At 58.7% G+C, this 10,720-nt stretch carries 10 protein-coding genes; 6 read left to right on the forward strand and 4 right to left on the reverse strand.

What is annotated here, in order from left to right; genetic code table 11:
* Nucleotides 1–77: 77 nt before the first annotated feature.
* From ACESMB_RS07495 to ACESMB_RS07510, 4 genes are all read right to left on the reverse strand, one after another.
* Nucleotides 78–1,640 carry an FGGY-family carbohydrate kinase gene (locus ACESMB_RS07495; protein ID WP_372925841.1) on the reverse strand — a complete coding sequence of 521 codons (1,563 nt, stop codon included), beginning with the start codon at nt 1,638–1,640 and terminating at the stop codon, nt 78–80.
* Entirely contained in the window at nt 1,637–3,244 is a 1,608-nt protein-coding gene (locus ACESMB_RS07500; RefSeq protein ID WP_372925842.1) for a glycerol-3-phosphate dehydrogenase/oxidase, read from the reverse strand. The genes ACESMB_RS07495 and ACESMB_RS07500 overlap by 4 nt, the downstream gene beginning before the upstream one ends.
* A gap of 2 nt (nt 3,245–3,246) precedes the next feature.
* The gene (locus ACESMB_RS07505) at nt 3,247–4,839 is read right to left on the reverse strand and encodes an FAD-binding oxidoreductase (RefSeq protein ID WP_372971233.1); all 1,593 of its coding nucleotides are present in this window, start codon (nt 4,837–4,839) and stop codon (nt 3,247–3,249) included.
* Nucleotides 4,840–4,921: 82 nt separating this feature from the next.
* A complete protein-coding gene (locus ACESMB_RS07510) occupies nt 4,922–5,578 on the reverse strand; it encodes a type II secretion system protein N (protein ID WP_372971234.1) in 657 nt (218 codons plus the stop codon).
* Nucleotides 5,579–5,771: 193 nt separating this feature from the next.
* Here ACESMB_RS07510 and gspE point away from each other — a divergent pair, with 193 nt between their 5' ends.
* Genes gspE through gspJ form a run of 6 tightly spaced genes read left to right on the forward strand, consistent with a single transcriptional unit; the run spans nt 5,772 to nt 10,702 of the window.
* A complete protein-coding gene (gspE, locus tag ACESMB_RS07515) occupies nt 5,772–7,280 on the forward strand; it encodes a type II secretion system ATPase GspE (protein ID WP_372925845.1) in 1,509 nt (502 codons plus the stop codon).
* 4 nt (nt 7,281–7,284) lie between these two features.
* Nucleotides 7,285–8,496 (forward strand): type II secretion system inner membrane protein GspF, encoded by a 1,212-nt coding sequence (gspF, locus tag ACESMB_RS07520; RefSeq protein WP_372971235.1) that lies wholly within the window; start codon nt 7,285–7,287, stop codon nt 8,494–8,496.
* 55 nt (nt 8,497–8,551) lie between these two features.
* The gene (gene gspG / locus ACESMB_RS07525) at nt 8,552–9,004 is read left to right on the forward strand and encodes a type II secretion system major pseudopilin GspG (RefSeq protein WP_372925847.1); all 453 of its coding nucleotides are present in this window, start codon (nt 8,552–8,554) and stop codon (nt 9,002–9,004) included.
* Nucleotides 8,986–9,540, forward strand: a complete 555-nt coding sequence (gene gspH / locus ACESMB_RS07530) for a type II secretion system minor pseudopilin GspH (protein WP_372971236.1) — start codon at nt 8,986–8,988, stop codon at nt 9,538–9,540. The genes gspG and gspH overlap by 19 nt, the downstream gene beginning before the upstream one ends.
* Nucleotides 9,537–9,911 carry a type II secretion system minor pseudopilin GspI gene (gene gspI / locus ACESMB_RS07535; protein ID WP_372925849.1) on the forward strand — a complete coding sequence of 125 codons (375 nt, stop codon included), beginning with the start codon at nt 9,537–9,539 and terminating at the stop codon, nt 9,909–9,911. The genes gspH and gspI overlap by 4 nt, the downstream gene beginning before the upstream one ends.
* Nucleotides 9,911–10,702, forward strand: coding sequence for a type II secretion system minor pseudopilin GspJ (gene gspJ / locus ACESMB_RS07540; RefSeq protein ID WP_372925850.1), 792 nt, complete (start codon nt 9,911–9,913; stop codon nt 10,700–10,702). Before gspI ends, gspJ begins: the two co-directional genes overlap by 1 nt.
* Nucleotides 10,703–10,720 lie beyond the last annotated feature (18 nt).

The raw sequence follows: 10,720 nt of genomic DNA on the forward strand, positions 1-10,720 counted from the left end.
GGGAATTGTTGTTATCGCAGGTTCAGAGTTTTACCGGACTGGCGCTGAAATTCAAGAGAATCTTGGGCGGCGCTGTTTTACTCGGGATAGCCGGTGATATCCCGTATCTTCCGGTATAGCGGTTGCAGTTGCGGGTACATCTTCAGATACACCTCCCGGTAGAGGCGCTCGTACAACAGGCGGCTTTCTTCCCGGGGATGAAAAACGTCTCCCACGCGGGTCATGGCGGTTACTGCGGTTTGAAAATCCGGATGCAGCCCCAGGCCAACCGCGGCATCGATGGCTGCACCAAGGCCGGAGGTTTCGTAGGTATGGGCTCGCTCGGCAGGCAAACCGAAGAGATCAGCTGTCAGTTGCATGGCGGCATCACTCTGGGAGCCACCGCCTGCCACCCGCAGCCTGCGAATGGGGATGCCGCTGCGTTTCTCGATGCGTTCCTTGCCCTCACGCAGGGCATACGCCAGCCCCTCCAGAATGGCGCGGTAGATATGGGAGCGGGTGTGAACATCGCCAAAGCCGATGATAGAACCTTTGGCTTCGGGCCCTGGCTGGCGTACTCCTGGTGACCAGTAAGGCTGCAGCATCAGCCCCATGGACCCGGGTGGTACGGCGCGGACCAGTTCGTCGAATAGCACTTCCGGTTCGATGCCTCTGTGTTCCGCCAGTGTCTGTTCGCGCAGGCCGAATTCCCGTTTGAACCAGCTCACCATCCAGAAGCCGCGGTAGATCATAACTTCCGTGGAATAGTGCCCGGGCAGGGCAGACGGATAGGGCGGCATCATACGCACCGGTTCAATATAGCGTTTGCTGGTGGTGTTGATGGTGGCGGTGGTGCCGTAGCTCATGCAGCCGATTTCGGGGCTCAGGCCACCGGAGCCAAGGATTTCACAGGCTTTGTCCGATGCTGCGGCAATCACCGGCAGAGCTTCTGTCAGACCCAGGTGGGCGGCGGCTTCGGCGGTCAGTTCGCCAATCCGATCCCCCGGTTTGACCAGTTCCGGCAGCATTTCCGGTGTCACCGGCATGGTCCGCCACTTGAAATCACGCTTGCCCGCCCAGCGATGGCGTTTGTAGTCAAAGGGAATATAGCCCACCTGGCTACCAATGGAGTCCCGGAACTGGCCGGTGAGGCGGTAATTCAGATAGCCGGAAAGCAGCAGGTATCGATGGGTTTCAGACCATATCTCAGGCTGGTTCTGAGCAATCCAGTTGGCCTGGGTTTTTTCGCGGAACCGGTTCACGGTTGGCTCAAGCCGTAGCAGCTTGAACAGCCAACCCCAGGGGCCCGGCACCGGGCCATCAATGTTTGCGTGGCGCTGGTCAAGCCAGATAATGGCTGGCCTCAGGGGATGGCCGTTGCTGTCGAGGTTGATAACGGTCCCGCGTTGAGTGGTCACAGTAACACCGGCGACCCGTGCCGGCTCAGCTGCGCAGTTCCGCCACAGCTGTTCACAAGCCTGACCCAGGGATTCCCAAAAGTAGTCAGGGTGCTGTTCGGCCCAGCCGGGCTGCTCGGAAAAGTAGGGCTCTATGTCCTGTTTGCCTTTGCCCACCAGGTTGCCCCGTGTGTCAAACAGCAGGGCGCGAACGCTCTGGGTGCCGTTGTCGATGGCCAGAATCAGGGGATCTTCCGGCTTCATGCCGCTTCGCCGCCGGTTGAGGGGAGAGAATAGCTGGTTTGCCAGATGCCAAGATAACGGCTCTGCTCATGCTCCCAGGTGTGGTCATCCCAGCCCAGTATTGGCTGGCATACCGTTCTTATTTCCGGCAACAGAGCTTGGCCGCCATGAGGAAGAATCAGCCCCAGCCTGGTGCGGCGCAGTAGCAGATCATCCAGATGAACAACGCCTGTGTTGGCAGCGGCCCAGGCCAACTCGGCCCAGAGGGTATCGGAAGAGGCGACGGTGTTGTGAGAGCCGGCAGTCAGCACCTTATCAAGAGCCGGTCCATAAAAGCCCAGCAGGCGCTCCCAGTTGCGATGGCTGATGCCTGGCGGCCGGTTAAGGTTGGTGGGTGGAGAAAAAACCGGGGTGCTATCGTCTCGAAGGGAAAATCCCGGCATCAGGCTTTGCGCTCGTTCCAGCACCTCACGCGCAATCAGTCGGAAGGTCGTCAGTTTGCCGCCGGCAATGCTGATCAGGCCGTTGTCGGCCCAGATGACGTGTTCCCGGTTTTCCTGGGAGGGCTTCCGTCCCTTTGCTTTCGTACTCACTTCGCTGACGACGGGTCTCACCCCGGCCCAGGTTGCAATGATGTCGTGTACGTTGATGGCGCTTGAAGGGAACAGTGTGGCCGAGATTTCCAGCAGGTAATCCAGTTCTTCCCGGGTTATCGCAGGTTCCCGGGACAGATCCCCGTCATGATCCAGGTCGGTGGTGCCGAGTACCGTTGTGCCTTGCCAGGGAAAGGCGAACACCGGGCGCCGGTCCCGTGGGTGAAACAGCGACACTGAGCACGACACCGGCAACCTGCTGAACGGCAGAACCAGGTGGCTGCCCCTAAGCGGCCTGATTCGGGTTTTATCATCGTCCGCCTGTTGCAGCGCCTGCGCCCATGCCCCGGTGGCGTTGATCACCAGTCGGCTACTGACACTGAAACTCTGTCCGTCGGTGCCGGTATCGCGCAGTTGCACACCGGTGACCGCAGCACTGGCCCCATCCCGGATAATGGCGTCTGCCTGCAGATAATTCAGGCACAGGGCGCCATCGGCCTCGGCTTCTTCGATAACTCTCTGCACCAGCCGGGAATCGTCAGTGACGGCATCGGTAAACCCGCTGGCTGCCACCAGGTTTTCGGTTGCCAATCCAGGCACCCACTGCAGGGTTTCCGCAGGTGAGAGGCGTTGCCGTGAGGGGTTACCTGCTATCCGGTCATACACCCGCAAAAGAATCTGGAACAGTCGGGGGCCGGGAAACTGCTTTCGGTAATGGGGCATCACAAAGCGTAGGGGGTCGATCAGCCCCGGTGCTTCCGCCATCAGTCGTTCCCGTTCCGTTACCGCGTCCCTGGTCAGTTTGAATTGACCGCTGCCCAGGTATCGCAGTCCGCCGTGAACCATTTTTGAAGAGCGGCTGGACGTGCCCCAGGAGAAATCATTCTGTTCCACCAGTAGCGTACGCAGGCCGCTGCCGGCGGCTTCACGGGCAACACCGGCACCGGTGATGCCGCCTCCGATGACAACAACATCAAATCCGTTCTGGAGGGTCTGTACCTGCTCAAGTTTCTGTGGACGGGTCAGTGGCATTGTCATTCAACCAGAGTTTCGGGGTTTAACAGGCCTGAAGGGTCAAAGGTGCGGCACAGCGAACCAATGGCCAGCATGCCCAATTCGCCTTTCTCGACTGGCAGAAAGGGAGCGTGGTCTTTGCCGACCCCGTGCTGATGGCTGATGGTGCCGCGGTTATTGACGATAACAGCGGATGTGCTGTCTTTCAGGGCCTTCCAGCGGTCCATTGTTTCATCGTAGCTGCCAGCAACGCGGAACACATAGGTGGTGTAGATGCTGCAGCCCTGGGGATAGAAGTGCGAAAGATGGGTGAATGCATGGACTGATTCTTCTTTTTTATTCAGACCATTACACAGGTTTTCTTCAATCCGCTTTAAGAGATTATCCACATTATCCCAGTCGGTCGCCGTTTCCAGTGTGTCTACAGCGTAGCCCAACTGCCAGAGTGCTTCCCTCAGGTAGGGCATGGTGAAGCGCTTGGCGGCCCACTTGTCGCCCAGCTTTTTGCCGGTATAGATTCCGTGGTACTCACTACATATAGCGCGGGTTTCCTTCAGGGCATTGCTGCACTGGCGATTACTGCCGGTGATGCCGAAGGTCATCATGCATTTGCCGTCTTTGGCCCCCCGTAGGGACAGGTAGGATTCGAGCATGCCAATCAGCCCGGGATGGCCGGCCAGGGCAAGCTGGGTTTCGGTTTCGGTGGCGTTGCTCAGGCGCAGCATGGAAAGCTGGGTGCGGTTCTGAACCAGTTCGCGACAAGCGGTGCGGGCGTTTTCCCAGGAGGAGAAGAACACCACATGAAAGCTTTCATGGGCGGGCAAGGGTGTCACACGTACCTTCACCTCTGTGATCAGGCCGATCCGGCCTTCAGAGCCCAGAATGATCTCTCGGATATCGGGGCCGGCACTGGAAGCAGGAAATGTCGGAATGTCCAGCGTGCCCTGAAGAGTTTCGATTCGGCCGCCTGCAAACAGCTGCTCTATGCGCCCGTAGCGCAACGACTGCTGGCCACTGGAGCGGCTGGCTACCCAGCCGCCAACGGTGGAAAGCTCGAATGACTGGGGAAAGTGCCCAAGGGTATAGCCCAGTGCCCGCAACTGGGACTCCACCAGTGGGCCCGGGGTGCCGGCACCAAAGGTGGCTATCTGGCTTTCCCGGTCCAGATCGATCAGCCGGTTCATCTGGCCCATATCCACCGTCAATACCGGGTTCTCGCCGGCTATCGGATTAATATGGCCGGCAACGCTGGTGCCGCCGCCGTAGGGAATCAGTGAAATACCATGCTCTGAAGCGCAGTCCAGCAGGGATTTCACGTCCGCTGATGATTCGGGGTATGCCACGCCATCGGGGAACACGCCGAAATCGCCGCCTCGCATCGCAAGCCAGTCCGCCAGGCTCTGGCCGCGGGCGTGGCGAACCCGGTCTTCCGGGTTTGTGACCACTCCAGGATGCTCGGGCAAACGGCTGGCGGGCACCCGTGCACAGGCAGCCTCCAGGGAAGTGTCGCTGAGTGGTGTCGCAGCACCGATGCGTTCTTCAAGGAATCTGCGCCCATTCCGGGGCAGTTCCAGGCTGAACTGGTCATCACCCCAGCCGTTCCAGCGTCGCATATCGAATCCTTTTTCAGTGTTTCGGGTACGCCGGCTGTTCAGGTCCTGCCAGCTTTACACACTGCGGCGTCCCTTGGCGTTCTCAGTTATTGTTTCTCAGGCGTTCACGAAGCTGCTCGAGCCGCCGGCGGATTTCCTCCCGGCGCTGCTCACTGTTGCCGCCATTACCGGAGGATGAAGACTGGCTGGAACTGACCGGCTGTGCCTGCGCCTGTTCATTCCCGCTATCGTCTGGCCGGCTTGAAGCCAGGGAGACACCCGAGCGATCCTCCTCGTCCGGAAAATAGAGGTTTTCGAGTTTACCCCCTCTTTCAATGATGACGCGGTTGGCACGGACAGATCGAAGCTTGGCGTCGCCGGGCAGCTCATCACCAACCAGGTAGGCTTCGGTCTTGCTTTTGTCGTCCTCGATCAGTGCGCTGCCGGGAAAATCCCCGGAGGCTGCCAGCACGCCCCTGAGGAATAGCCGCAGGTTGGTTTCAGGAAGGTTCTCTATGTCCGGCTCGGCCTGGTTCTCCTTCTCTCCGGCTTTTCCGAAAAGGTGCAGCGAGCCCAGGCTGATGTCGGGTTCCCGGGGAATGTCGGTTGATGCCGGTCCGTTCACCGAAGAGGAGGCCACAGTGGTGGTGCCGGTTTCATTCTGCCAGAAACGATATCCCTGCCAGGCTGTCACAGTGATCATGGCAATGCCTGCGACGGTGGCGAGTAACAGTGGTAACCTCGAGCTGGTTAAAAGCATTGATTGTCCCGAAAGAGCTGATGAGAGCCGACAAAAGGCCCACAGGTTATCAGACTGCAAAGTTTTATTGGCAGTATAGTGTATAGAGTTATTCAGCGGTTCCATATCCTATGGTAGCCTGCCTGAATTAATTGAATAAAAAGGGTTTCTGGAACTCCCGCCTTCCGGCCCCGGCAACAAAACGAGGACGACCGTGGACACAGACACAGAACTTCAGCCGCAAGATGCTCCGGTCGGCCGTCTTCCTTTCACGTTCGCCAAGCGAAATGGCGTAATTCTTACCCGTGATGACGATGGCGAGCCGGTTATCCTGGTTCGTCCGGGTGCGGGCCATTCGGCACTGGCGGAAGCCAATCGCATCAGTGGTGGCCGCGCCAGATTTTCCACGATTGAACCGGCAAGATTCGATGCTGCCCTAAATGCGGCCTATCAGAACGATTCCGCCGAAGCCATGCAAATGGTTGAAGGCATCGGGGATGATATGGATCTGGCCTCCCTTGCCGATTCCGTACCGGAAACCGAGGATCTGCTGGAGCAGGAAGACGATGCCCCGATTATCCGGCTGATCAACGCAATCCTCACGGAAGCGGTGAAAACCAGCGCCTCGGATGTGCACATCGAAACCTATGAAACCCGCCTGGTGGTCCGTTTCCGGGTGGACGGTGTGTTGCGGGAAGTGGTCCAGCCCAAGCGCGCCCTGGCGCCTCTGCTGGTGTCCCGTATCAAGGTCATGGCGAAACTGGACATCGCCGAGAAGCGCATACCCCAGGATGGCCGGATCGCCTTGAGGGTTGCAGGCAGGGAAGTGGATATCCGCGTCTCGACCATGCCGTCTTCCAGCGGTGAACGCGTGGTGCTGCGACTGCTGGACAAGCAGGCCGGTAATATTCGCCTGGAATCCCTCGGGATGGCCGGCGGCGATCTGAAGATATTGCGCAAGCTGATCCATCGCCCTTACGGCATCCTGCTGGTCACCGGCCCCACGGGCTCCGGTAAATCAACAACCCTTTATGCGTCGCTACAGGAAATCAACGACCGCAGCCGCAATATTCTCACGGTCGAGGATCCCATCGAATACAACCTGCCCGGTATCGGCCAGACCCAGGTCAACACCAAGGTGGACATGACGTTTGCCCGAGGCTTGCGGGCCATTCTGCGGCAGGATCCGGACGTGGTGATGATTGGTGAAATCCGGGATCTGGAAACCGCCGAGATCGCGGTTCAGGCCAGCCTGACCGGCCACCTGGTTCTGTCAACCCTGCACACCAACACAGCCGTGGGCGCCATTACCCGCCTGATGGATATGGGTATCGAGCCATTCCTGATTTCTTCCAGCCTGGTGGGCATCGTTGCCCAGCGCCTGGTGAGGGTGCTGTGCAAGGACTGCCGCGAACCCTACCAGCCCAGCGAGGAGCACTGCGAATTCCTGCAGCAGGACGCCGCTCATCCGCCAACCATATTCCGAGCAAAGGGCTGCGAGCACTGCAACCAGTTGGGCTATCGGGGCCGAATCGGCATTTACGAAGTGGTTGAGGTGAACGAAGAGATCAGTTCCCTGATTCACAAGCGGGCAGGGGAGCTGGATCTGGAGTATGAGGCCCGGCTCCACGGCCCGAGTATCCATGCCGATGGTGTTCAGAAGATTCTGGATGGGGCGACCACGGTCGAAGAGGTCCTTCGTGTGACCCACCGGAGCAAGTAGATTCATGCCAGCGTTTGAATACAAAGCTCTTGATAGCCGTGGAAAACAGAAGCAGGGCGTGGTCGAGGCAGATGCGCCCAGGGCGGTGCGTCAGCAGCTTCGCGAAAGGGGCCTGACACCGCTGGCGGTGGAACCCGCCACAGAGAAACAGTCCCGCAGCAATCCCCTGGGCAGTCGTGGCGGTCTGGCTACGGCCGATCTAGCACTTGTTACCCGGCAACTGGCGACGCTGATACAGTCCGGCATTCCCATTGAGCAGGCGTTGTCCGCGGCAGCCCAACAGTCATCCAGGCCGCGAATTCGCAGTATGTTGATTGCCATCCGCGCCAAGGTCATGGAGGGGTACAGCCTGGCGGATAGCCTTGGTGAGTTTCCCCGTGCTTTCCCGCGCCTTTACCGCTCAACGGTGGCAGCCGGTGAACACGCAGGGCACCTTGACCTGGTGCTCAACCGGCTGGCGGACTACACAGAAGCCCGTCAGGAGTCGCGCCAGAAAATCCAGCTTGCCGCAATCTATCCGATCATTCTCAGCGTCGTTGCCATCGCCATTGTGGTGTTCCTGCTGACCTACGTGGTGCCAGACATCATTGAAGTCTTTGTGAAGCAGGGGCAGGAGTTACCGGCACTGACATCGGCCATGCTGGCGGTATCCGATTTTCTGGGAAATTATGGCCTTTACCTGTTGATCCTTATTATCGCCGGTGTCGCCGTATTCCGGTGGTCACTGCGCAAGCCTTCGTTCCGGCTGCGGTTTCACCAGAGCCTGCTGAATATGCCGCTGTTCTCCGGCATGGTTCGTGGCGTCAATACCGCCCGCTATGCCAGTACACTCAGCATACTGACCACCAGTGGTGTTCCCCTGGTCGATGCGATGCGTATTGCCGGCGAGGTATTATCGAACGATTACCTGCGGCAGGAACTGCGGGGTGCGGCAAGAAAAGTCAGTGAGGGTGGCTCGTTGCACCGCTCGCTGGATCAGACCGGGTATTTCCCGCCGATGATGCTGCACATGATTGCCAGTGGCGAGGCCAGCGGCGAACTGGACAGCATGCTGGAGCGGACAGCGACCATGCAGGAGAATACCCTGCAGTCGAAAATTGCAGCCATTGTGGGCCTGTTCGAGCCCATGATGTTGCTGATAATGGGCGTGGTGGTCCTCATCATTGTGCTGGCCATCATGCTCCCGATTCTCAATATGAGTAACCTGGTTGGCTGACCCGTTGTGTGGTTATCGCCTGCAGGCCCATTTTCAAACCCAGAGACATGGAACGATGAAGAGCAAGACAATGAAACACCAGAGCGCACAACGGGGTTTTACGCTGATCGAGATAATGGTGGTAATGGTCATTCTCGGCCTTCTGGTCGCCATCGTGGCCCCGAACATCATGGGGCGAAGTGACCAGGCCCGGGTAACGGTTGCCGAGACCCAACTGAGCAATATTGCCAACGCACTTGATCTCTATCGTCTCGACAACAGCCATTACCCGTCTACCCAACAAGGGCTGGAGGCGCTGGTTGCCAAGCCAAGCGGCAGCCCGGAACCTCGCAACTGGAATCCGGAGGGTTACCTGAACAGCGTTCCGGAGGACCCCTGGGGCAATGAGTATCAATACGTGAGCCCTGGCAGTGAAGGCCCTTACGACCTCTATTCCTATGGTGCGGACGGCCGCGAAGGTGGCGAGGGTGACGACGCCGACATCAGTGTGTGGAAAGTCAGGGACTGATTGTGCACGCCAGGGAACGCCATTCGGGCTTCACGCTGATTGAAATTCTCGTCGTCCTGGTGGTGGTAGGCCTGCTCGCGGCGCTGGCGGTCATGACCATGGGCGGAAGCTCACGGGACCGGGAAATGGAGAATGAAATCCGCGAGTTGTACCTTCTGATGCAGACCGCCTCGGAGCAGGCCGTGCTCAACAATACCGAACTGGGCCTGGTTCTGGAGGACGAAGGCTACCGGTTTGTCGCCTGGGAGGACCAGAGCGCGGAGTGGAAAATTCCCGGCGAACCGATGTTCCGGATGCGGGGATTTCCGGAGTGGATAACGGTTACCGAGTATATCGAGAATGACACGCCCAGGCTGGCCTCGGAGGAGGACCGGCTGCGGCCGGATGTGGTGTTTTTCTCCAGCGGTGAGACCACGCCTTTCGAACTGGAATTCACCCTTGGCAGAGACGATTCCAGAATGCACACCATCGCGTCGGATGGCTTTTCCCCGATGGAGTGGCATTATCCGGGAAGCGAAGGGAATGATGAAGCATGAGGACCCAGCGTGGCTTTACACTGATCGAGGTTCTGGTTGCGCTGCTGGTATTCGGCCTGATCGCAACCGCCGCGGCGGAAGTTGGCAGCCAGTACATTTCCAGCTACGAACGCATAAGGGATAAAACCCTGGCAGGATGGGTGGCCGATAACCGGGTCAATGAACTCAGGCTGCAGGAAAATCTTCCGGAAATTTCCGAAAACACCGACAACATCGAATATGGGCCCTTCCGCTGGCAGGTGACCACCGCCGTGCTTGGTACGGATGATCCTTCCATACTGCGGGTTGAGGTTACTGTTGCCCGCTTCCGGGGTAACGAATCGGAGCCACCGCCGGTACATACTCTTTCTGCCTTTATTGGTGACAGCTGATGGCGGCTCCGGTGTTCAGGCAGTCCGGAATGGGGCCGCCGGTTGTCCGCAATGGCTTCACACTGATGGAAATGCTCATCGCGGTCACGATAACCGCGGTGATCGGAATTGGAGTCTGGCAGGTGCTGGGTAATGTGGTTGCGTCCCGGGACCGGGTTAACGAAGTGGCTGATCAGTTCGATGCCATTCAACGCACGATGCTGCTTCTGGAGCGGGATATCACCCAGATCGTCAATCGGCCCGGCCGCGATATCTACGGCGACTTCAACCCCGCGCTTACCAGCCGTGAAGACGACTTCGCCCTGATACTCACTCGCCAGGGCTGGCGGAACCCCCTTGGAACCCGCCGAAGTACGTTACAGCGCGTCGCCTGGGAGTATACCGGCGATGAACTGCGCCGTCGCTACTGGGTTTCCGTAGACCAGGGCCAGGAAGACAACAGCCGGGATACCATGTTGCTGGCAGATGTGACGGACTTTTCGGTTCGCTTCCTGGATGACCAGCGCAACTGGCGTGATAACTGGCCCGACGAATCCAGTATGGCAAACCTGAATCCCGGGACCCGCCCGGATATTCCGTTACCCCTGGGAATTGAAATTACCCTGGAGCATGAGCGCTTTGGCGAGCTGTTAAGGACGTTCAGCCTGCCTGACTTCGACGGCAGCCAGGCTCAGGGCATTATCAATGCGACCAATGAAACGGATGACGACCAGGACGACGATCAGGACGACGCGCAGCAGGCTGATCAACAGAACGGTAATCAGATCGGAGGCGGCGATGCGGGAGGCTAATCCCCTGATGCTCCAGTC

This window comes from Marinobacter sp., assembly GCF_041686475.1.
In the GTDB taxonomy this organism is placed as follows: domain Bacteria; phylum Pseudomonadota; class Gammaproteobacteria; order Pseudomonadales; family Oleiphilaceae; genus Marinobacter.

What these genes read in the sequence shown, in the direction of transcription:
- ACESMB_RS07495 (WP_372925841.1), bottom strand. Translation starts at nt 1,640, where the DNA reads ATGAAGCCGGAAGATCCCCTGATTCTGGCCATCGACAACGGCACCCAG.
- ACESMB_RS07500 (WP_372925842.1), bottom strand. Translation starts at nt 3,244, where the DNA reads ATGCCACTGACCCGTCCACAGAAACTTGAGCAGGTACAGACCCTCCAG.
- ACESMB_RS07505 (WP_372971233.1), bottom strand. Translation starts at nt 4,839, where the DNA reads ATGCGACGCTGGAACGGCTGGGGTGATGACCAGTTCAGCCTGGAACTG.
- ACESMB_RS07510 (WP_372971234.1), bottom strand. Translation starts at nt 5,578, where the DNA reads ATGCTTTTAACCAGCTCGAGGTTACCACTGTTACTCGCCACCGTCGCA.
- gspF (WP_372971235.1), top strand. Translation starts at nt 7,285, where the DNA reads ATGCCAGCGTTTGAATACAAAGCTCTTGATAGCCGTGGAAAACAGAAG.
- gspG (WP_372925847.1), top strand. Translation starts at nt 8,552, where the DNA reads ATGAAGAGCAAGACAATGAAACACCAGAGCGCACAACGGGGTTTTACG.
- gspI (WP_372925849.1), top strand. Translation starts at nt 9,537, where the DNA reads ATGAGGACCCAGCGTGGCTTTACACTGATCGAGGTTCTGGTTGCGCTG.
- gspJ (WP_372925850.1), top strand. Translation starts at nt 9,911, where the DNA reads ATGGCGGCTCCGGTGTTCAGGCAGTCCGGAATGGGGCCGCCGGTTGTC.